This window comes from Nocardiopsis coralli (assembly GCF_014892575.1).
In the GTDB taxonomy this organism is placed as follows: Bacteria; Actinomycetota; Actinomycetes; order Streptosporangiales; family Streptosporangiaceae; genus Nocardiopsis; species Nocardiopsis coralli.
Window position 1 is genome coordinate 22,685 of record NZ_JADBGI010000007.1, and the last position, 21,298, is coordinate 43,982.

The window sequence follows — 21,298 nt, forward strand, 5'->3', positions numbered from 1 at the left end:
GATCCCGGCCGCAATGCCCTGGAACGACCGGCCCCGGCCCCACCACGGGACCCTCCTCAGGCGTCGTGGCGGAACAGGTACGGCGGCCGGTGCGCGAGCGGGCCCTCCGCCGCCGCCAACGCCAGGGCACCATCGAGCGCGTCCCCGGCCGGGTCCACCAGGCGGGCGTCGGGCACCCGGCGCAGCACAGCGGCCCGGAACGGGTCGGAGACCAGCGCGCCCGCGTCGAAGAGCCGTCCGCCCCACGAGAACGTGCGCTCCAACCCGGGCGAGGCCGCCGCGGCCGCCGTCTCACCCAGGTGTGTTCCGGCCTCCCGCCAGATCCGCCGGGCCACCGCGTCGCCCTCGCGCGCCGCCTCGGCCACCTCCGGCGAGAACGACGCCAACAGGGACGAGGTCGCGTCCTCGCCCCGGTACACGCGCACCTCCAGCTCACGCACCCCGCCGAAGCTGCGTTCCGCTCGGGCGAGCAGGGCCGCGGAACCGCCGGGCAGCCCGTCCAGCGCCAGCAACGCCCGGCGCAGCCCCTCCTGCCCGATCCAGGCGCCGCTGCCCCGGTCGCCCAGCAGGTACCCCCACCCGTCGGTGCGGCGCCACAACCGGTGCAGGTCCGTGCCGAGCGCCACCGATCCGGTCCCGGCGGCGACCACCACCCCGGGACGCCCGCCCAACGCACCCGCGTGGGTGGTCAGCGCGTCGGCCGCCAGGAGCACGTCCCCGACCGGGAAACCCGACCGCAGCAACCGCACCAGCTCTTCGGGGTCCTCCACCAGGTCGGGGAGCCCGGTGAGCCCCACCGCGACCCGGTCGAAACGCTCGGTGCCCGAGCGGTGCGTTGCCTCCCGCAGCAGGTCGAGGATCCGGGGCACCAGCCGCGGCACGTCGATCCCGCCCCGCACCCGGGGCACGGCGGCCGTGTCCTCCGCGCGTACCTCGGACCCGCCGCAGCGCGCCGCGACCCGCACCCCGCCACCGCCGACGTCGACCCCGGCCAGGGCGGTTCCCGGGCCCGCGCTCACCGCGGGTCCCCGTACCGGTCGAGCAGGGCACGGGAGCGTTCCACCACGCCACCCGGGCCGGCCTCGTCCTCCGGTCCCTCGTCCAGGAACCGGGCGGCGCGCTTCTGCAGGCGCTCCTCCAGCCGCGCCTCCGCGCCCTCGCGGTCGGAGAGCGCCGCGTCGAGCCCCTCGGCCCACATCCGCCACCGGTCGCGGTAGTAACCGCCGACCAGCCCGGACCACAGGCGCCCGGCGTAGTCGTCCAGGAACGGGCTCTCGGGGGTGTCCCACACGGTCAGCAGCCGGCGTGCGTTGTCCACCATCACCGCACATTCGTCGGCGTCCCCGCCCCACGAAGCGGCCTTCTCCTCCCACTCACGGAAGGTGAACTCCGGGCGGGTGGCCAGCAGCGCCTCCAGGTCGGTGAACAGCCCCAGGAACCGTTCCACCCGCTCCGGGCCCGCCGCCCCCTCGCGCAGCGCGTCCTCCACCAGGTCCAGGTGCAGGCGGTCGGCCACCCGTGCCAGGACCGCCGTGGCCACCTCCACCAGGTCGTGCCCCAGCGGCCCTCGCGCCAGGTCCGGGTCGCGCTCGGCCGCCTCCACGAGGTCCGCCCAGGCCCGGTGCAGCACCGCAGGGTCGTACCAGACCAGCCCCTCGACGTCGGCGCGCAGCCGTTCCGGTTCGGCCAGGTCCCCGTAGCCGGGGGACAGGGCCAGCACCCCGTTGAACTGCTCCGGGAAGATGCGCACCCCGCGCGCCCCGTAGACGGTCGCGTTCAGTCCCTGCCAGGCCCGCAGCAGCGCCGGATCCCGGTCGGGCCCGTAACGCTGTTCCACGAAACCGGGCAGCCAGTCCCGCGCCACGTCCTCGACCGGGTTCCACGCCTGGTCGGCGACCAGCTCGAAGAAGGCCGTGTTGTTGTGCGTGGCCTCCATCGCCAGCCCCACACCGACGGGCGGGGTGGGGGCCCGCCGCGCCCGGTTCAGCCCGTCCACCGCGCCCTGCAGGTCGCCGATGGGGTCGGTGCGGCCGCCGAAGTTCAGCAGCGAGCACCACATCCAGGGTTTGCCGGAGAAGGCGTCGAAGCGTTCCCACTGCGGATCGGCCTCGGCCCACAGATCGAGCACGAGCAGGCGTTCGTCCGGGATCGAGTCGAGGAACGCGCGCACGCGCTCGTCGCTCCAGAAGTCGCGCTGGTACGAGAACGGCCAGGCCTGCAACACCCACACCGCCTCGGGATCGGCCGCCGTCAGGCCCGCCAGCGTCGCCCCGGCCACCGTCCCCGGGTAGGCGGGGTCGGTCTCCACCGGAGGCATCTCGATGAAGGGGTCGGCGGCGTAGCGGTGGTCGGTTCCGAGCAGGTCGATCTGGCAACGGGTGACCTGCTCGGCCAACCGTGCGTACAGCGGGTCGGAGGGGGAGAGCACCTCGGTGACGAAGCCGTGCCAGGTGCGCGGGGTCGTGCGTTCCGGCGCCAGCTGCGGGGGCACGTGACCGGTGAAGGACGGCAGCACCGGGCGCATACCGAAGGCACGCTGGCGTTCCAGGATCCTCCGGCCCAGTTCGAGGTGGGTGTCGATCCAGTCCGAGGGCAGGGGCCCCGCGAACCCGTCCAGGTTGCCCATGTACTGCCAGGGCAGGTAGGAGGGCCCGCCGAGGAAGGCGCGCACCGTCTCGTCGTCCAGCCCCAGCCGGGTGTAGGCCTCGCGCAGCACCGCTTCGTGGCCGACCAGCGACAGCGGTGCGGTGACGCCGTGGAGCGCCATCCAGTCGATCTCGCGTTCCCAGTCGGCCCAGCCCCAGAACGTGCTCGTGTAGCCGTAGGTGCAGAAGTTCAGGTAGTAGGTCTGCTCGATCGAGGCGTCCCCACGGGTGAGAGGGGCATCGGGGAAACGTGTGGTGTCCAGGGGCAGCGGGGTGTCCCAGCCGACCGAGCGCGAGCAGACCCGGCGCAGGTAGGTGTGGAGCCCGACCGCGGCCGCCACCCCGTCGGTGGCCCGCACGGTCAGGGGGCCGCCCTCGCACCGGTACGCGAAGGAGCGCCGCGCGGCCTCCAGGCCCTCCCACTCGATCGGGGGCCGCCCCTCGCCGAGCACCCGGTCGGCCAACCCGGACGCGGCCCGCGCCCAGTCCGGCCGTACTGCGTCCGCCGCCATCGCTCCCCCTGGGGTGTTGCCCGCCTCACACCGAGTTCCGTACAGTACTCATCCGACTCGAACAGCGGCAAGAGCAGCGGGAACGGGGACACCGGGCCGCCCGGCGCCCTCCGACCCGGACACACGCGCGGCGCCGCCGCGGCCGGGGAGGACCCCCGCCACCACCGGCCGGTCCCCACTGCAGGGAGAGAGCATTGCCCACCACACCGGGGAGAGGCCGCGCTGCTGCGGCGGCCGCCGCGGGAACGGCCGCCGCGCTCGTGCTCAGCTCGTGCGCGGTGCTGTCGACGAGCGTGCGCGAGGACGACACACCCGCGTCCGTCTCCACGACCGTGCCCGACGGCCCTGTCACCCTCCGGCTCGCCTTCACCGACGACCCGCCCACCCAGGCCCTGGTGGACGGCTTCACCGAGCAGCACCCGAACGTGGAGGTCGAACTGCAGCAGACCCAGTTCACCGACTACATCAAGACGGTGAAGCTCTCGATGTCGTCCGAGGACCCGCCCGACCTGGCCCAGTACAACCCCGGCGCGATGGAGTCGCTGGTCCCGGCCGGGCTCATCCTCGACCTGGACCAGCACGCGGAGGCCTACGGGTGGGGCGAGACCTTCCCGTCCTCCCCGCTGGAGTCCCTGCGCACCGACCCCGACGCCGCCGAGTACGGCAGCGGCAGCCTCTACGCCGCGCCCGGGGCCCTGTCGATCCTCGGGGTCTTCTACAACAAGTCCCTGCTGGAGGAAGCAGGCGTCGACGGCCCGCCGCAGACCCTGGACGAGTTCGACCGGTCCCTGGAGCAGGTGCACGCCTCGGGCACCACACCCCTGGGCAACGGCTCCCTCGAGGTCGGGGGTTTCCAGCTCTGGAACGCCCTGCTCAACGTGCTCGGCGACGAGGACGACTACCGCGACTGGGTCTACGGGGCGCCGGGCGCCTCCATCGAGACCCCCGCCGCGGACGAGGCCACCGACACCCTCACCCGCTGGGCCGAGGCCGGGTACCTGCCCGAGGGCACCAACGCCACCACCGACATCGACGCCCAGGCCGACTTCGCCGCCGGGGAGAGCGCGTTCCTGGTCACCGGAAACTGGGCCGCCGCCGAACTCGCCGAGGAGATGGGCGACGACGTCGGGTTCTTCCTCATGCCGGGGCCGACGGGGGAGGAGCCCCCGGTCGCCTCGGGGTCGAGCGTGGCCTACGCGGTCTCCTCCCAGAGCGAGAACGCCGACACCGCCGCTGCCTTCCTCGACTACCTCGGATCGCCCGAAGCCGCGCGGATCCAGCTCGAGAACGGGTTCATGCCCGTGAACCCCGAAGCGCCCACCGAGGGCGACGGGGTGATGGGCGAGGTCAACGCCGGGTTCGGCGGGGTCGTCGAGGAGGAGTCGCTCCTGCCCTTCCCCGACTTCGCCACCCCCGGCATGGTCGACCAGCTCACCCCCGGGATCCAGGGACTGGTGTCCGGAACCACGAGCGAGGAGGAGTTCCTCCGCACGCTCCAGGAGGAATGGGACGAGCACCATGAATGAGGGAGCAACCACCGCACGCGGCGCCGAACCCCGGGAACCCCGGCGCAAGAAAAGGGGAGCGCTCAACCAGGGCGGGCGCGGCGCCTGGCTGTACCTGCTGCCGGCGGTCGTGGTCTACGTCGGGTTCCTGATCTACCCGGCCGTCAGTACCCTGCAGTTCTCGTTCCTGGACTGGGACGGGATCGCACCGCCCGCGTGGGCCGGGATCGACAACTTCGTGCTGGCCCTCACCGACCCGCTCCTGGCCCGGGCGATCGGCAACGGGCTCCTGCTCATCGTCTTCTTCACGGTGATCCCCATCGCCGTGGGCCTGCTCATGACCGCGCTGCTCGTCGGGCGGGTCAGACACGGAACCACCTTCTTCAGGGTCGTGTTCTTCCTGCCGCAGGTGCTGCCCCTGGTCGCGGTGGGCACCACCTGGCGCTGGGTCTACAGCGAGGACGGCATGGTCAACCAGTTCCTGGAACTGATCGGCCTGGGCCACCTCACCCGCGCCTGGCTCGGCGACGAACAGTTCGCCCTCGTCGCCCTGGGCCTCATCGGGACCTGGGTCATGAGCGGGCTGTGCATGATGCTCTTCATGAGCGGCGCGCAGAAGGTCGACGCCTCCCTGCACGAGGCCGCCGCCATCGACGGCGCCGGACCGGTACGGCAGTTCCTCAGCGTCACCCTCCCCGGGCTGCGCAAGGAGATCAGCATCGCCGGCGTCATCACCACCATCGCCGCCCTGGCCAGCTTCGACCTGGTCTTCGTCACCACCAACGGCGGGCCGGCCGGCGCCACCAACGTTCCGGCCCTGCTCGTGTACCGGCTGGCCTTCAACGAGGGCGACATCGGCGCCGCCAGCGCGCTCGCGGTGGTCCTGACCGTGCTCGTCGTCGTGCTCGTCGGCGCGATCCGCTACCTGGCCAGGGAGGACTCATGAGACACGGCACCCTGGGCACGGCCCTGCGCTACGGGCTCCTGAGCCTCATGGCCCTGCTCGTGCTCCTGCCCTTCGTCGGGATCGTGCTGGCCGCGCTGCACCCGTCCGGGAGCCAGGTCGCCGGGGTGGGCCTGCCCGAACAGTGGTCCTGGGAGAACTTCCGCCTCGCGTGGGAGGCCGGCGGTTTCGACGACCTCATGCGCTCCAGCCTCATCATCAGCGGGGCCGTGGTGCCACTGACCGTGCTGTTCGCGACGATGGCCGGGTTCGCGCTGTCGATCCTGCAGGTGTGGGGCGGGCGCTACCTCTCCCTCGGGTTCGTGCTCGGGCTGACCGTGCCGGTGGAACTGCTGGTCATCGCGCTCTACTACAACCTGCGCGAGGTCGGCCTCACCGACGCCTACCTCGGGGTGGTGCTGGCCGAGGTCGCCCTGTTCCTGCCCTTCGGCGTCTACTGGATGCAGTCGCACTTCTCCGGGGTGCCGCGCGAACTCGTCGAGGCCGCCCGGATGGACGGCGCCCGCAACCGCACCGTCCTGTGGCGGGTGCTCATGCCGATCTCCTGGCCCGCCGTGACCACCCTGACCGTGCTCGTGTTCATGTGGTCGTGGAACCAGTTCCTGCTCGTCCTCGTGATGATGCAGGACCCGTCGATGCGTACCGCCCCCACCGGGCTGGGGTTGTTCGTCGGCCAGTACGGCACCGACATCCCGCTGCTGGCCGCCGCGAGCCTCATCGTCATCGCGCCGATCGTCGTGGTGTACCTGGTCTTCCAGCGCAGCTTCGTCAACGGGATCACCCGGGGCGCGGTCAAGGGCTGAGGGGCCCGCCCGGGGCCGCGGACACGGCCCCGGGCGGCGCGGTTCAGTGCGCCCACGCCTCCCGGCGCCAGGCCGCGTCCCAGAACATCCATTCGTAGGTCGTGGCCCGGTGGAACGCCTCGCGCATGCGCGCGACCGTCCCGGGGTCCGCCGCCGCGGCCTGCCGGTCGGCGATCGCCTTGGCCTGCTCGGTGGCCTGGGCGAACTCCTCGTCGGCGTAGGTCGCGATCCACTCGCCGTAGGCGTGATCGGCGAGCTCACCGGCCTTGGCCATGAGGCGTTCGCCCACGTCGGCGTAGACCCAGAAACACGGCAGCACCGCGGCCACCAGTTCCGGGTATCCCTGCGTGTGCGCGACCGACAGCACGTACGAGGTGTAGGCGTTGCAGGTCGGCGACGGCTCGGCCTCGTCGGCCACCCGGCCCACCTGGTCCTCGTGGAGCGCCCCCTCGACCACGATCGCGTCGTGTGCGGCCTTGGCGAAGAACGCGATCTCCTCGCCGTTGGGGGCCTTGGCCGCCGCCGACGCCAGGGCGCGCGCGAAACCGCGCAGGTAGAGGGCGTCCTGGGTCATGTAGTAAGCGAACCGGTCGCGGTCCAGGGAACCGTCCCCGAGCCCGCGTACGAACGGGAGCGCGTCGATCGCGTCGCGCGTCCTCGCGGTCGCCGCCCACACATCAGCACAGAATCCAGCCATCAGGCGATCCCTTCGCTAGTTCTAGCCAGATCAGGTTCGACGGGTCTCATCTCAGCGCCCCTTCGGCGGGCGCACCCCGTGCCTGTGCGGCAGACCCTACAGGCGGCCCCGGATCCGCGGCACCCCCGGGGCCCTGGGCTGTGGACGGGCGTGGAGGCGTCAGGATCCGAGGTTGTCGATCAGGGCCCGGGTGACCTCCTCGGTCTTGGCGGTCCCGCCCACGTCGCGGGTGAGAACGCCCTCTCGGGCCGTCGCCTCGATCGCCCTGCCGATCCGTGCCGCCTCCTCGGGCAACCCGAGGTGGTCGAGCATCAGGGCCGCGCTGCCGACCGCGCCGACCGGGTTGCACAGCCCCTGGCCCGCGATGTCGGGTGCCGAACCGTGGACCGGCTCGAACATGCTCGGGAAACGCCGTTCGGGGTTGAGGTTGGCGCTGGCGGCGAGCCCGAGGCTCCCGGCCAGGGCGCTGCCCAGGTCGGAGAGGATGTCGGCGTTGAGGTTGGAGGCCACGACCACGGACAGGCGGTTCGAACGGATCCGCCACACGGTCGGCCGGGTGCTGGCGCCCGTGGTCGCGGTCGGCTTCGCCCTGCTGCCGCTGGACCTGGAGCCCTCGCAGCAGTACCTCGGCGCCGTCCTGCTCGGCGTGATCGTCATGTGGGTGTGCGAACCCGTGCCCATCCCCGTCGCCGGCCTCATGGGGGTCAGCGCCGTCGTCCTGCTGGGGGTGGCACCGGTTCTGCGTCACCGTGGCCCTCTGGCTCGCCCCCGCCGTCGTGGGTCTGGTCGCCGGGACCGGCTCCGATCTCTACGCCCGGGTCGACGACACCCTCGACGAAGGCATCGTCGCGGTCCTGGGGGCCTGCCTGCTGTTCCTGCTGCCGCTCGGGAGGAGGAGCGGCGCGATGACCATGAGGTGGAAGGACGCCCAGGCCATCGACTGGGGCACCATCCTGCTCTTCGGGACCGGCATGATCTTCGGTTCCCTGCTGACGGGGACGGGGCTGGCCGAGACGCTCGGCACCGGTGTGTACGGTGTGCTCGGGATCGGAACCTCCTTCGCCCTCGTCGCCTTCTCGGCCCTCCTCGCGATGGTCATCTCCGAGACCACGAGCAATACGGCGACCGCCTCCGTCGTGGTGCCGATCGTCGTCCCCCTGGCCGTGGCCGCGGGTGTCGACCCCGTGGTGCCGGCGATGGCGGCGACCCTGGGCGCGTCCTTCGGGTTCATGCTCCCGGTCTCGACCCCGCAGAACGCCATCGTCTACGGGTCGGGCACCGTGCCCCTGTTGACCATGGTCAAGACCGGCATCGGCCTCAACATCGCCGGAACCCTCACCCTGATCGGGCTCATCACGCCCCTCACGACCCTCACCGGTATCGGCTGACCTGTGACTGTCCAGTCGATGTGACCTGTTTCATGCGAAAGTTGCATCAAAACGTTGTGTTCGGGTCGTTACGAACGTCAGAATATGGGCAGGAACTCCACCCGATCTCTCGTCGGGGCCGAGCGCCGATACATCAAACAAGCGGTACACCCCGGCCGGCGCCGCCCCGGGACGTTGCCGCTTCACAGAGTCCACGTCAGGACACGATCCTGACTTCAGGTGCACGAGCCCACAGAGGTATCCGACCCCGGGCCGTGCCTTCGTGGCGAGAGGGAGTCACGTATGGACACCACGAGAGACTTTCAGCGCCCCACTATCGGCAATCCGCTGCGCGCGGTGTGGGGCTTCGTCAAAGAGATGAACCGGATCGCCGACGCGACCGGACCGAACGGGATGGACTGCGTCCGCTCCGCCGCACGGCCCCACCGCCCCGAGACGGAGATCTTCGAACAGGGAACGGACATGGTCGTCCGGTGCGACCTCACCGGCGTGCGCGCCACCGAGGTCCAGGTGCGGCGCTCCGAAGGCGGCCTCACGGTCTCCGGACGGTGCAACGCCGGAGGCGGGTCCTTCCGACGGGAGTTCTCCCTGCCCGCGGGTGTGGGTCCCGAGCAGATCAGCGCCGACCTCGACGGGGAGACCCTCGAGATCATGCTCGAGGGCGCCGCGCTGCCCGCCGTCGACGTGGGCATCCCCGTCAACGGCCTCGCGCACGTCCCCGCCCCGAGGGAACCGGTGAGCACCACCGTCACCTCGGGCGTTCCCCAGGAGGCCTGAACCGCCGGGCCCCCGCGACCCGCCCCACGACACCGAGCGCCCTCCGGCACAGCCGGAGGGCGTTCGACGTGTTCACGCACACCATCGACCGGGGGAAGGCCCCTCCCCACAGGCGCCGTAGAACGGCACCACCGGAGCAACCCCAGGAGCCAGGTCCGCTCAGCTGCTCAAGGGGTTTCACCCCTTGAGCAGCTGAGTTCCTGGAGGCTCTCCCCGCATCCACAGGGTTCAGGCCGCCCAGCCACCGTCCACGCGCGGTGCGCGTGTCTCCGCCGGAGGCCCCTCTCGCGCTCCGCGCGGTGACCCCCGCAACCGCCCCTACGCCTTATCTGGACGCCCGGAGCCCTTCCGCCACCCAAGCACCAGAGGCGCAACCGCACGCCTGCACCGGGGGAAGGTCCCTCCCCACAGACCGCGAAGGCGGGGCCACGACGGCGACCCCGGGAACCGGCCCCCACGGTTGTCCACAGGTTCGCACCGGACCCTTGCGAAGGCCCGGACGGGACCACAGGATGGATCCACTGCAGCGGCCCCGACCCTCCGGGCCGTGCCGACGGGAAGGGCAGGTGCCATGTCCGCATCGATGAGCTCGACGGCTGCCATAACCTCGAGCCGGGTCGACGACCTCCTGCGCCGCAGCGCCGCACGCACACCGCAGCGCACCGCCCTGGTCTTCGCCGACCGCACCTGGACCTATGCCGAGCTCGACTCCGCCGTCACCCGTACCGCCGCCCGCCTCCTCGGCGAGGGCGCCGCCCACGGCGACCGGGTCGCAGCCTTCGGCCGCAACTCCGACGCGTACCTGATCGCCTTCCTCGCCTGCGCACGCGCTGGGCTGGTCCACGTCCCGGTCAACTACGCGCTCGGCGGCGAGGAACTCACCTACCTCCTCGAGCAGTCCGGCAGTACCCTCGTGCTCACCGACCCCGCACTGAGGCCCGCCGTCGAGGAGGTCGTCGGCGGCACCGGGGTGCGCCTCGTCCTGGACCTGCGCGACGCCGAGGGATCCCTGCTGGAAGGCGCCACCGACGGACCCGTTCCCGAACTCGACGTGCAGGTGGCCGAGACCGACCTCGTCCAGCTGCTCTACACGTCCGGGACCACCTCCCGGCCCAAGGGCGCCATGATGACCCACCGCGCGCTCGTGCACGAGTACGTCTCCTGCCTCGTGGGCCTGGACCTCGACCCCGGCGACCGGCCCCTGCACGCCATGCCGCTGTACCACAGCGCCCAGATGCACGTCTTCCTCATGCCCTGGCTGGCGGTGGGCGCCACCAACACCCTCGTGGAGGCCCCGGACCCCGCCGACCTGCTCCGCCGCATCGAGAACGACCGCCACGGCGCGTTCTTCGCCGCCCCCACGTTGTGGGTCGCGCTGGCCAACCACGCCGAGTTCGGCGACCGCGACCTCACCAGCATGCGCAAGGCCTACTACGGCGCCTCCATCATGCCCGGCCCCGTCCTCGCGACCCTCCAGGAAGCCCTGCCCGACCTGGGCTTCTACAACTGCTTCGGGCAGAGCGAGATCGGCCCCCTGGCCACCGTGCTGCGCCCCGAGGAACACACCGACCGGCCGGCCTCCGCGGGCCGTGCCGCCCTCTTCGTCGAACTCCGTGTCGTCGACAGCGACGGCAACGACGTCGCACCCGGTGAGCTCGGCGAGGTCGTCTACCGGTCGCCGCAGCTGTGCCAGGGCTACTGGGACAAACCCGAGGAGACCGACGAGGCCTTCCGCGGCGGCTGGTTCCACTCCGGCGACCTCGTACGCGCCGACGCCGAGGGATACATCGAGGTCGTCGACCGCATCAAGGACGTCATCAACACCGGGGGAGTGCTCGTGGCCTCCCGCGAGATCGAGGACGTGCTCTTCGCACACCCCCACGTCGCCGAGGCCGCGGTCGTCGGCGCCCCGGACACCCGGTGGATCGAGGCCGTCACCGCCTACGTCGTGCCCGCCCCGGGCGCCGACCCCGACACCCTGCCCGGGGTGCTCACCGACCACGTCAAGGAGCACCTCGCGCCGTTCAAGGTGCCCAAGGCCGTGCACCTGGTCGAGGAGCTCCCGCGCAACGCCTCCGGCAAGATCCTCAAGCGCACCCTGAGAGACGGCCAGGACTGAGGCCCCAGGAACAACGGTTCCTGGCCGGGCGGAGCACACACTTCGGTCGACCCGATTCTCCGGGATGCCGCACGGCAAACGGGGCCATCGGCGCATAACACCTCCGGCCTGCGCCGATCCGCGGAGAAGGGGTTTCCCTCCGCGAACCGTACGGGTACACGCGGTCACGGACCGCACACCCGGCACGGAAGGCGGCGCACAGTGCACCGCACCAGAAGAGACCACGGCCACCCCGCACCCGCCGCACGCGCGCGGGGGAACGGCACATGAGCGACCTCCCCGCGGGGCCGGGCGCCGGTTGTCCCACCGAGACCGCGGTACGCGGAACCCTGGTCTGGTTCTCCGACGACCCGTTCCTCACCTCCAGCGAGCACGCACTGGAGTACATCGAGGACGGACTGCTCATCGTCCGGGACGGCCGCATCCACGCGATCGGCCCCTACACCGAGCTCGCCGACTCCCTCGCGACCGGGACCACCGTCGTGCACCACCGCGACAAACTCGTGCTTCCCGGGTTCGTGGACCCGCACGTGCACTACGTGCAGACCCGCATCATCGGCGCCTACGGAAACCAGCTGCTCGATTGGCTGCAGAACCACGTCTACCCCGAGGAGGTGCGCTTCGCGGACCCCGCCTACGCGCGACGCCACGCGAGCCTGTTCTGCGACCAGATCCTGCGCAACGGCACCACCACCGCCCTCGTCAACTGCGCGACCTTCCCCGACTCCGTCGACGCGCTCTTCGAGGAGACCACGCGCCGCGGAATGCGCGTGGCCGCCGGCAAGGTCCTCATGGACCGCAACGCACGCCAAGACCTCCTCGACCCCGACCCGCAACAGGCCTACGAGGAGTCCGCCGCCCTCATCCGCCGCTGGCACGGCGTGGGACGCAGCCTCTACGCCATCACCCCCAGGTTCGCCGTGGCCTGCACCGACGAGATGCTGCGCCTGGCCGGCAAGCTCTGGGCGGAGAGCCCCGGAACGCTCGTCCAGACCCACCTGGCCGAGAACACCGACGAGATCGAGGAGGTCCGCCGGCTCTTCCCCGACCGCGAGGACTACGTCGACGTCTACGAACACCACGGGTTGCTCGGACGCGGGGCGGTCTTCGCGCACGCCGTCCACCTGGACGAACGCCAGTGGCGGCGCCTGGCGGCCACCGGCAGCGGTGTCGCCCACTGCCCCACCTCGAACCTCTTCCTCGGCAGCGGCCTGTTCTCCGTGCGGGAGGCCAAACGGCACCGGCGCCCCGTCCGCACGGGACTGGGCACCGACGTGGGCGCGGGCACCGGTCTGTCCCTCCCGCAGACCATGAACGAGGCCTACAAGGTCGGCCAGCTCGGCGGCCACCCGATGGACGGAACCAAGCTGTTCCACCTGGCGACCCTGGGCGGGGCCGAGGCCATGGGCCTGGACGGCCGGGTCGGATCGCTCGCCCCGGGGCACGAGGCCGACTTCGTGGTGCTGGACCCGACCGCCACCCGGTTGCTCTCCGCCCGCACCGCCGAGAGCGAGAGCGTGGACGACGTGCTCTTCGCCCTCGCCCTGTTGGGCGACGACCGGGCGGTGGCCGCCACCTACGTCGAAGGACGCCTCGCCCACGAACGCAGCCCTTGCCCGGACCCCAAACCCGAGCGCGCCCAGCGCGACCGGTGACCCGCCGCGCAAGCCGAACCCACCCGGGCCTCTCACCCGGAACGACGAAGGACACCTCCATGGCCGACCGTGTGGTCTTCCACCTCAACGGCGAAAAGATCGAACTCGACGCCCCCTCCCCGGGCCTGCTGCTCGTCGACCACCTCCGCTCCGCAGGGGTCGGGCTCACCGGGACGAAGAAGAGCTGCGCACAGGGCGGTTGCGGGGCCTGCACCGTGGTGCTCTCCCAGCGGGACGCCCGGACCGGGGAACCCGAACACCGGGCCGCCAACTCCTGCCTGCGCCCGGTCTGCTCCCTCGACGGCATGGCCGTCACCACCATCGAAGGCACGGGGAGCGTGCGCCGGCCGGTCCCCGAGAGCCTCAGCCACCAGACCTTGAACTCCCGGTCGGGCGCACCGCCGGACTACACCCTTCCGGCCGTGGCCGAAGCGGCGGAGGCGGCCGCGCGGATCGCGCAGGACCAGGACCCCGAGGGCGGGGCCGGAGAGGAGGGCGAGGACGCGACCGACGATGGTTGCGGCGCCGGATGCACCATGAACCCCGTGGCCCACCGGCTGGCCGCCAACAACGGAACCCAGTGCGGGTTCTGCACCCCGGGCTTCGTCATGAACATGACCGAGTACCTGGTCAACCACCCCAGGGCGACCAAGGCCGACATCGAGCACGCCCTCGACGGCAACCTGTGCCGCTGCACGGGGTACCGGTCGATCCTCACCGGGATGAAGACCTTCGCCGAGGACTGGTCGGACGCGGACGAAGCCAAACGCATGCGATGCATCCCGGAGCCGGTCGGCAACCCTCCGGCGCCCGGGGTCGGCCCCTACCTGGCCTTGCCCGAAGGGGTCCGGAGGGAGCCGCGACCGCTCACCGTCGAGTCCGGGGGCCGGAGGTGGCACACGGTCACCGGCCTGGCGGGCCTCAAGGCCGTCATGGACATCACCAAGCCCTCGGAGCGCCGCCTGGTCTGCGCCAACACCTCCTACGGCGTCTACCCCCAGGAGGTCGCTGACGCGCTCGACCTCGTCGACATCCGCAGGATCCCGGAGCTCCACGGTGTCTCGGTCTCCGGCGGGGATTTGCAGGTCGGGGCCGCCACCACCTACACCGACCTCATCACCGCGCTGGACTCGGCCCTCGACCGCCGGGGCAACGGCGGCACCGCCGTGCTCGAGACCCTGCGTCACATGGCACGTCGCACGGCCGGCACGGTGCTGCGCAACACCGCCACCGTGGGCGGCAACACCATGATGGTGCTCCGGCACATCCTCACCGGCGCGGTCTTCCCCTCCGACCTGTTCACGGCCCTGGTCGCGCTCGGTGCCCGGATCACCTACTGGAGGGCCTCGACACAGCAGCGCACGACGGTGGATGCCGGTGATCTGGTCGCCCTCGTGGGGGAGGGGACCACCGACCTGGACGACCTGGTCCTGCTGCACTACACCGTGCCCCTGGGCACGCCGGACACCGAGGCGGTCGCCCACAAGACGGCATTGCGCGAGGTCAACGCGCACGCGCTCGTCAACGCCGCGGTCCGGCTGGAGGTCGACCCCGAACAGAGCACGCCGGGGGAGAACGGGTCGCTGTGGATCACCAGCTGCGACGTCGTCCTCGGCGGGGTGGACACCGGACCGTGGAGGGCGGAAGGCGTCGTGGTCGGCCTCACCGGGTCGGCCCTGACCGTCAACGGCATCGATCCCCTGGTCACGGATCTGCGTGTGGAGGTCGAGGCCGTCCTCGCGATGTCGGCCGAACGCCGCCGTGCAGCCCCTGACGAAGGCATCACCGACGACTACCTCGCCGACCTGGCCACCGGGTTCCTGCGCAAGTCGCTCATCACGGCGCTCCACAACCGGGGCGTGGAGGTGCCCCCGCGCGAGCGTTCGGCGGGGGAGACCACATGGGGCAACCGCCCGGTCAGCGACGGGGTACAGAAGTGGACGTCGCAGAGTTGGCGCCAGCCCGTCGCCGAGCCCCACGTCAAGCGTCTGTCGATGTACCAGGCCTCGGGGCAGCTGCACTACACCCAGGACGTTCCGGTCGACCCCACCACCGCGCACGCGGCGCTCGCGGTCAGCCGCCGGGCCCTGGCCTCGTTCGCCTTCACCGACCCCGACACCGCCGGTGCGACCGGCCCCGACGCCCTGCGCAAGCACCTGGCCGAGGCGTTCCCGGACTCGTTCCTCGGGCTGGTGGCCCACGACGACGTGCCCGCCACCGGCATCAACGCCCACGGCATGGGATCGGACCAACCGCTGTTCGCGGTCGACCGGGTCGGCTACGTCGGCCAGTGCCTGGCTCTGGTGGCCGCGCGGACCGAGCACGACGCCCGGAAGATCGCCGACCACGTCTCCGAGCACTGCGTGAGTTACGGGGTGGTCGACTGGCCCGAGGGCTGGAAAAAGCCGATCCTGACCCTGGGCGAGGCGATCGACCGGCGCAGTGTGTTCCCCGACTGCCCCCGCAGCGCGTCCTTCGTCTCCCACATCTGGAAGGTCACCCGCCCCGGGAGCCGCTTCGACTGGACCGAGGACAAGAGGCCCGGGGACCGCGCACCCGCCGTGCGCGCGGCCGAGGTCGACGGGCGCCCCTGCACGGTCGTGGAACACGCACAGAGCGCCGGCGGGCAGGCCCATTTCTACATGGAGACACACACCTGCCTGGTCGAACCCCTCGACGGTGACCGCTGGCTGGTCCGCCCGGCCAGCCAGAGCCCCATGGAGATGCACCAGACGGTCGCCATGGCCCTGGGCGTCGAACACCACCGGGTCCAGGTGGAGGTCAACCAGCTCGGCGGGGGATACGGGGGCAAGACGGAGGCCGCCCGGTTCGTCACCGGTCCCACCGCCGTGGCCGCCCACGCCCTGCGCCGCCCCGTGCGCCTGGCCCTGGAACGCGAACAGGACAGCCGACTCATCGGCAAGAGGCACCCCTACTACGGCCAGTACCAGATCGCCCTGGACACCGGCGAGAAGAACCCGGCCGACAAGGGCGTCATGCGCGGGGTGCGCACGCAGATGTGGGGCGACGGGGGAGCGTTCTACGACTGCTCCTTCATCGTCTCCAACTGCATCCAGTTGCGTGCCGACAACGCCTACCGCGTCGCCAACTTCGAGAACACCATCGACGTCTGCCGTACCAACACCGCGCCCAACACGGCCTTCCGCGCGTTCGGCGACATCCAGGGCAAGCTCATCACCGAGAACGCCGTCGACGACGCTGCCCACGCCATCGGGATGGCCCCCGAGGACGTGCGGGAGAAGAACCTGTACGAGCGGGGCGACGTCACCCCCTACGGGCAGGCGCTCACCTACTGCTACATCAGGGAGGTCTGGGAGCACCTCAAGCAGGTCTGCGGCCACGAGGCGATGCGCGCCAGGGTCGCGAAGTTCAACGCCGAGAACCGGTGGCGCAAGCGCGGGATGGCGATGATCCCCGTCAAGTACGGCTCCGGGTACAACCTCGCGATGCTCGAGCAGGCCGCCGCGCACGTCGTGGTGCACGCCGGCGACGGCAGCGTCGTCGTCCACCAGGGCGGCGTGGAGATGGGGCAGGGCGTGGTGACCAAGGTCGAGCAGATCGCCTCCCACGTCCTGGGTGTGCCGATGAGCCTGCTGCGGGTGACCGGGCCGCGCACCGACGTCATCCCCAACCCCACCAGCACCGGCGCCTCCACCGGAACCGCGTACAACGGCGAAGCGGTCAAGCAGGTGTGCGAGAAGCTGCGGCAGCGCCTGACCGACTTCGCGACGGGACTCCGCCGCGAGAAGGGGGACGCCTGGTGCAAGCAGCAGGGCATCGACCACTGGAACCACCCCGAGCAGGGCTGGGCCGCGAGCACCCGTACCGGGAAGCTCGTCTGGCAGAACCTCGTGCAGCTCGCCTACTCCCACAGGGTCGACCTGGTCGCCGCCTTCACCGCGCCCATGACGGGGGGTGAGGACCCCCTTCCCGCGTTGACCTACAAGCCCCGGGAACAGCAGCCCTCCGTCCCGGGTATCGAGGTCGACCCGGACGCCGTCGCGGGAGGCGGCGTCGATTCCTTCACCGGCTTCACCTACTCCGCCGCCTGCTCCGAGGTGGAGGTCGACGTCCTGACCGGCGAGGTCACCGTGGTGGGGGCCGACATCGTCTACGACATGGGTCGGAGCATCAACCCGGCCGTGGACGTCGGGCAGGTCGAGGGCGCCTTCGTCCAGGGCATCGGGTACCTGCTCACCGAACACCTGGCGTACGAGACCGAGGGGGAGGAGAAGGGGCGGCTCAACAGCACCAACACGTGGACGTACAAGCCGCCGGCGGTCTCCACCGTCCCGCAGCGGATGGACGTGCACCTGTTCCCGCGCGACAAGGCCGGCGCCGTGCCGGAGAACCCCAACGACCTCATGTCGTCCAAGGAGGTGGGGGAGCCGCCCCTGGTCCTGGCCTCGACGGTGTTCTTCGCGGTGAAGGAGGCCGTGCGGGCGGCCCGCGAGGAGAACGGCCTCCACGGGCTGTTCCGCCTCGATGCTCCGGCCACGGTGCAGGAGGTCCGCAGGGCCTGCCGCGAGTGAGGTCCGCGGTGGGAGCCGGGAGGGGCGGCGCACGCGGGGCTCTGTACAGTGCCCGGTATGCGTCGCCCGTTCGCGCGTGAGGGGACCTGTGCCTTGCGAACGGAGGGTCGGAAGCCGAAAGAGTGTCCGGGACCGCCTGGACTGGGGGAGCCCCCGAACCGTACGCGCGGCCGGTGCGTCACACGGGGATGACCCACCCCTCCCGCTCAGGCCCCTGCGCCGGAATCGGAACCGCAGTGCACACCCCGCGCCCCCTGCGCCGCACCTTCGCCTCCGCCGTCTGCCTCGCCCTGCTCTGCGCGTGTGCCCCGCCCGCCGCCGGGCAGGAAGCACCGGGTTCCGGGGACAGTTCCGACCCTTTCGCCGACGAGCGCGCGGGCACCGTGCACACCGTCGCCGGGGCGGTGCACGAGACCGAGCGCGGGGAGGAGATCCCGCAGGCACCGCCCCCCATGGAGCTGGAGGGGCCCGAGTTCCTGGTCTCCGACAGCGCCGGGACCGTCTACGTCTCCGACCCCGAACGCAACCGGGTGGTCGCCGTCGACCCCGACGGCAGCACCCGTGTGGCGGCGGGTGGGAGCGCGGATGGAGAGAGCTCCGGCGACGGCGGCCCCGCGGAGGAGGCCGGGCTGAGCCGCCCGCAGGGTCTGGCCGTGGATTCCGAGGACCGCCTGTACATCGCGGACACGGGTAACACACGGATCCGGCGGGTGGAGACCGACGGCACCATCACCACCTACGCGGGCACGGACTCCGACGACAGGCCGATCAACGCCGTCGACCTGGCCATGGGGTCGGACGGCACCCTGTACTACGTCGATGAGCACGGCTACGAGCTCGGCGCCGTCGACCCGGACGGTGGGGTCACCACGATCGTCGGCGAGGGTCGCCTGGAGGGCGCCGAGGCCGACGGGCAACCGGCCTCCGAGGCGGAGCTGAAAGCGGCCGTCGGTGTCGCGGTCGACGGCGAGGGCAACGTCTACGTCTCCGATATTCGGAGCGACAGCGTGCGCCGCATCGACACCGACGGCACCCTGCACACGTTCGCCGGGGAGCCCGAGGAGCCGGTCGGCGCGGACGAGTTCCCCGACGCGGACGGGTTGTCCGACGCGGACGAGCGCGGCGGGTTCTCCGGTGACGGCGGACCCGCAGAGGACGCAGAGCTGCACAACCCCCAGGGGATGGCTGTGGACGACGACGGCGTCCTCCACATCGCGGATTCCCTCAACCACCGCGTGCGCACGGTCGACGCGGACGGCACCATCGAGACGGTCGCGGGCACCGGCGAGCCCGGGGAGCTGGGGGACGGAGGGCCGGCGCTCGAGGCGCGCCTCACCATCCCCTACGCCGTCGAAACGGGACCCGACGGCGAACTCCTCGTCAGCGACGCCGACGGACTCCACAGCATCGACACGGACGGCACGGTCAGCACCCTCGCCTCCATCGCCGACATCGCAGGGGTCGAGCACTGGGAACTGGAAGGAGATGCCTCCGAGACCGAACTGGAACTGCCCTACGACCTGGCCCCGACCTCGGACGGGACCGTCTACGTGCAGGAAGCCGGCGGGTGGCCGGTGCGCGCCGTGGATGTGCGCAGCGGCGCATTGACCACCCTGCACGCGAGCTCGAACGACAGGGGCCTGGGCGGTCCGCAGCAACCGCAGGAGGTCGAGGCGGCGCCCGACGGCACCCTGTACGTGCTCGGGGCGAACGGCCCCCACCGCGCCCCGTCAGGAGAGGCCGCCGAACCGATGCTCAGCGAGGAGGACGTCGGCGGTGAACGGGAGGAGGGTATCGCCGACCTGCAGGTGAGGACCTTTGCCGCCGGCCCCGACGGGGAACTCTTGCTGTCCGACATGACCGGTCTCGCGCGCCTGGAGGCGGACGGTTCACTCACGTCCGTGGGCGACGCCGGCCCGGTCTCCGCGGCCGAGGAGATGGCTGTGGCGCCCGACGGGACCGTGTACTACACCGAGACGATGGACGACCGCATCAGCGCCGTCGAACCGGACGGGACCGAGGTCCACGTGGCCGGCCTCGACGCCGACGGCTACACGGACAAGGAGCTCGAGGACGGGCGCCCCGCGACCGAGACCGTCGTCCAGCAGCCGACCAGCATCGCCGTCGACCCCGACGGGCGTGTGTACGTCTCGAGCGCACACGGGATCCGGGTCGTGGAGGAGGACGGCACCATGCGGACCGTCCTGAACAGCGCACAGGGTGAGGACGAGACGAGCTACTACATCTTCACGACCATCGAGACGGACCCGCACGGGAACCTGTACTTCACCGACCTGTCCACGAACCAGATCAAGGTCGTGGTGCGCCCGGGGGAGGTCGTGCACGTCCCGTGGGCGGCCGTCGCCGGGTGGGGCGCGCTCGGTGCGCTGGCGCTGTTCGTCGCGGCCGGTGCTTTCCTGCTGCGGGACGAGCTCGGAACCCTGGTGCGCAACCCCCGGCGCTGGCCCGTCGCCGCCGTCACGGTGGTGGTGCTGCTCGTGGCGGGTGTGCTGGACGCATTCGGGCGCCTGAACCGTGCGAAACCGGCCACGGGCTAGACCAGGTACCGCAGGTACACCACGCCGGAGTCGAAGGTGCGGGTCTCGGCCAGGCGCAGGCCGACCGGCGCGGCCGAATCCGGAAAGAACGGCTTCCGTCCGCCCAGGATGATGGGGAACACGAACAGCCGGTACTCGTCGATCAGGCCCTCCCCGATGAGGAAGGACGCCAGGTCGGCGCCGCCCACCTCGATCTCCCCGTCCACCTGCTCCTTGATGCGGGCGGCCTCGGCAGCCGCGTCCTCGCTGATGAGCCGGTCGGCCCACTCGGCGCGTTCGAGCGTCGTGGAGAAGACGTACTTGGGTGTGGCCCTCCAGGCCTCCGCGAAGTCTGAGTCGACCTGCGGTGTGTCGGGGGACTCCTTCACGTCGGGCCAGGATCCGGCCATGGCCTCGTACAGCCGCCGCCCGTACATGGAGGCGGCGACCGCACGGGACTGCTCGTTGACGAAGCCGTGGAGCTGGTCGTCGGGGACCAGGTGGTCGAGCGAACCGTCCCTTCCCTCGATGTAACCGTCGAGTGAGACGAACATGGAGTAGACCAGCGTGCCCATCGGGACCTCCGGCTGTGTGGCGGATGTGGTGCTCCATGCCCGGTCGTGGGGGAGAGGAACCCTGGAGGGGGTGGTCCGACACGAGCTCGTGACGCGGACCGGTCGCCCGCATGCGCCGAGCCGGAACTCGTGCCATCCACGAGGGCTTCGCCCATCAACAGCGAAGAGCGGTGCCACCACCCCAAGCCCCAGGAGCCAGGCCACTCAGCCGCTCAAAGGGCTCCGCCCCCAAATACCCGAGTTCCTGGCAGGTTCTCCCCTTACCCACAGGGGCCAGGTTGCTCAGCCACCGTCCACGCGCGGTGCGCGCCCCCTGCCGGAGGCCCCCTCTCGCGCGTTCCGCGCGGTGGGCCCCGCAACCATCCTTACGCGTTATCTGGACGCACGGAGCCCCTCAACCATCCGAGCCGCAGAGGCGTGAACGCACACCCGCACCGGGGGAGGGCCCCTCCCCAGAGACAGCGAAGAGCGGGGCCAGGGGCTCAACCCCTGGGGTCAGGTCATGTCCGCTCAACCCCACGAAGGGTTTCACCCCTCGAGCCCCTGAGGTCCTGGCAGGCTCTCCCCT

General features: G+C 71.4%; 14 protein-coding genes and 1 riboswitch. Of the genes, 9 read left to right on the forward strand and 5 right to left on the reverse strand.

Annotation, left to right across the window (positions count from 1 at the left end; genetic code table 11):
• Nucleotides 1–56: 56 nt before the first annotated feature.
• Both IDM40_RS09390 and IDM40_RS09395 read right to left on the reverse strand, forming a co-directional pair.
• Nucleotides 57–1,019 (reverse strand): N-acetylglucosamine kinase, encoded by a 963-nt coding sequence (locus IDM40_RS09390; protein ID WP_193121561.1) that lies wholly within the window; start codon nucleotides 1,017–1,019, stop codon nucleotides 57–59.
• Entirely contained in the window at nucleotides 1,016–3,157 is a 2,142-nt protein-coding gene (locus IDM40_RS09395) for an alpha-N-acetylglucosaminidase (RefSeq protein ID WP_193121562.1), read from the reverse strand. The genes IDM40_RS09390 and IDM40_RS09395 overlap by 4 nt, the downstream gene beginning before the upstream one ends.
• 194 nt (nucleotides 3,158–3,351) lie before the next feature.
• On the opposite strand from IDM40_RS09395, the gene IDM40_RS09400 reads away from it, so the two are divergent.
• The 3 genes from IDM40_RS09400 to IDM40_RS09410 are packed head-to-tail and all read left to right on the forward strand — an operon-like array spanning nucleotide 3,352 to nucleotide 6,429.
• Nucleotides 3,352–4,683 carry an ABC transporter substrate-binding protein gene (locus IDM40_RS09400; RefSeq protein ID WP_193121563.1) on the forward strand — a complete coding sequence of 444 codons (1,332 nt, stop codon included), beginning with the start codon at nucleotides 3,352–3,354 and terminating at the stop codon, nucleotides 4,681–4,683.
• Nucleotides 4,676–5,608, forward strand: coding sequence for a carbohydrate ABC transporter permease (locus IDM40_RS09405; protein WP_193121564.1), 933 nt, complete (start codon nucleotides 4,676–4,678; stop codon nucleotides 5,606–5,608). Before IDM40_RS09400 ends, IDM40_RS09405 begins: the two co-directional genes overlap by 8 nt.
• Nucleotides 5,605–6,429, forward strand: a complete 825-nt coding sequence (locus IDM40_RS09410) for a carbohydrate ABC transporter permease (RefSeq protein WP_193121565.1) — start codon at nucleotides 5,605–5,607, stop codon at nucleotides 6,427–6,429. Before IDM40_RS09405 ends, IDM40_RS09410 begins: the two co-directional genes overlap by 4 nt.
• Nucleotides 6,430–6,472: 43 nt before the next feature.
• Here IDM40_RS09410 and tenA read toward each other — a convergent pair whose 3' ends face one another.
• Both tenA and IDM40_RS09420 read right to left on the reverse strand, forming a co-directional pair.
• A complete protein-coding gene (gene tenA / locus IDM40_RS09415) occupies nucleotides 6,473–7,126 on the reverse strand; it encodes a thiaminase II (RefSeq protein ID WP_216630554.1) in 654 nt (217 codons plus the stop codon).
• A riboswitch (TPP riboswitch) is annotated at nucleotides 7,116–7,215 on the reverse strand. It overlaps the preceding gene by 11 nt.
• Before the next feature lie 70 nt (nucleotides 7,216–7,285).
• The gene (locus IDM40_RS09420; RefSeq protein ID WP_407939950.1) at nucleotides 7,286–7,783 is read right to left on the reverse strand and encodes an isocitrate/isopropylmalate family dehydrogenase; all 498 of its coding nucleotides are present in this window, start codon (nucleotides 7,781–7,783) and stop codon (nucleotides 7,286–7,288) included.
• A gap of 92 nt (nucleotides 7,784–7,875) precedes the next feature.
• Here IDM40_RS09420 and IDM40_RS28065 point away from each other — a divergent pair, with 92 nt between their 5' ends.
• From IDM40_RS28065 to IDM40_RS09450, 6 genes are all read left to right on the forward strand, one after another.
• Nucleotides 7,876–8,514: an SLC13 family permease gene (locus IDM40_RS28065; protein ID WP_328806977.1), complete on the forward strand. Its 639-nt coding sequence runs from the start codon at nucleotides 7,876–7,878 to the stop codon at nucleotides 8,512–8,514.
• A gap of 282 nt (nucleotides 8,515–8,796) precedes the next feature.
• Entirely contained in the window at nucleotides 8,797–9,291 is a 495-nt protein-coding gene (locus IDM40_RS09430) for an Hsp20/alpha crystallin family protein (protein ID WP_193121566.1), read from the forward strand.
• Nucleotides 9,292–9,874: 583 nt separating this feature from the next.
• A complete protein-coding gene (locus IDM40_RS09435) occupies nucleotides 9,875–11,410 on the forward strand; it encodes a fatty acyl-CoA synthetase (protein WP_216630555.1) in 1,536 nt (511 codons plus the stop codon).
• A gap of 266 nt (nucleotides 11,411–11,676) precedes the next feature.
• On the forward strand, nucleotides 11,677–13,065 hold the full coding sequence (guaD, locus tag IDM40_RS09440) for a guanine deaminase (RefSeq protein WP_193121568.1): 1,389 nt from the start codon (nucleotides 11,677–11,679) through the stop codon (nucleotides 13,063–13,065).
• Nucleotides 13,066–13,124: 59 nt separating this feature from the next.
• Nucleotides 13,125–17,618 carry a molybdopterin cofactor-binding domain-containing protein gene (locus IDM40_RS09445; protein ID WP_193121569.1) on the forward strand — a complete coding sequence of 1,498 codons (4,494 nt, stop codon included), beginning with the start codon at nucleotides 13,125–13,127 and terminating at the stop codon, nucleotides 17,616–17,618.
• Nucleotides 17,619–17,854: 236 nt separating this feature from the next.
• Nucleotides 17,855–20,176: an NHL domain-containing protein gene (locus IDM40_RS09450; RefSeq protein ID WP_193121570.1), complete on the forward strand. Its 2,322-nt coding sequence runs from the start codon at nucleotides 17,855–17,857 to the stop codon at nucleotides 20,174–20,176.
• Here IDM40_RS09450 and IDM40_RS09455 read toward each other — a convergent pair.
• On the reverse strand, nucleotides 20,173–20,730 hold the full coding sequence (locus tag IDM40_RS09455) for a dihydrofolate reductase family protein (RefSeq protein WP_193121571.1): 558 nt from the start codon (nucleotides 20,728–20,730) through the stop codon (nucleotides 20,173–20,175). The two genes, IDM40_RS09450 and IDM40_RS09455, sit on opposite strands and share 4 nt — an antisense overlap.
• Nucleotides 20,731–21,298: the final 568 nt, after the last annotated feature.

Coding starts and splice junctions, on each gene's coding strand:
- IDM40_RS09395 (WP_193121562.1), bottom strand. CDS start 3,157: ATGGCGGCGGACGCAGTACGGCCGGACTGGGCGCGGGCCGCGTCCGGG.
- IDM40_RS09445 (WP_193121569.1), top strand. CDS start 13,125: ATGGCCGACCGTGTGGTCTTCCACCTCAACGGCGAAAAGATCGAACTC.
- IDM40_RS09430 (WP_193121566.1), top strand. CDS start 8,797: ATGGACACCACGAGAGACTTTCAGCGCCCCACTATCGGCAATCCGCTG.
- IDM40_RS09455 (WP_193121571.1), bottom strand. CDS start 20,730: ATGGGCACGCTGGTCTACTCCATGTTCGTCTCACTCGACGGTTACATC.
- IDM40_RS09420 (WP_407939950.1), bottom strand. CDS start 7,783: ATGACGATCACGCCGAGCAGGACGGCGCCGAGGTACTGCTGCGAGGGC.
- guaD (WP_193121568.1), top strand. CDS start 11,677: ATGAGCGACCTCCCCGCGGGGCCGGGCGCCGGTTGTCCCACCGAGACC.
- IDM40_RS09410 (WP_193121565.1), top strand. CDS start 5,605: ATGAGACACGGCACCCTGGGCACGGCCCTGCGCTACGGGCTCCTGAGC.
- IDM40_RS09405 (WP_193121564.1), top strand. CDS start 4,676: ATGAATGAGGGAGCAACCACCGCACGCGGCGCCGAACCCCGGGAACCC.
- IDM40_RS09435 (WP_216630555.1), top strand. CDS start 9,875: ATGAGCTCGACGGCTGCCATAACCTCGAGCCGGGTCGACGACCTCCTG.
- tenA (WP_216630554.1), bottom strand. CDS start 7,126: ATGGCTGGATTCTGTGCTGATGTGTGGGCGGCGACCGCGAGGACGCGC.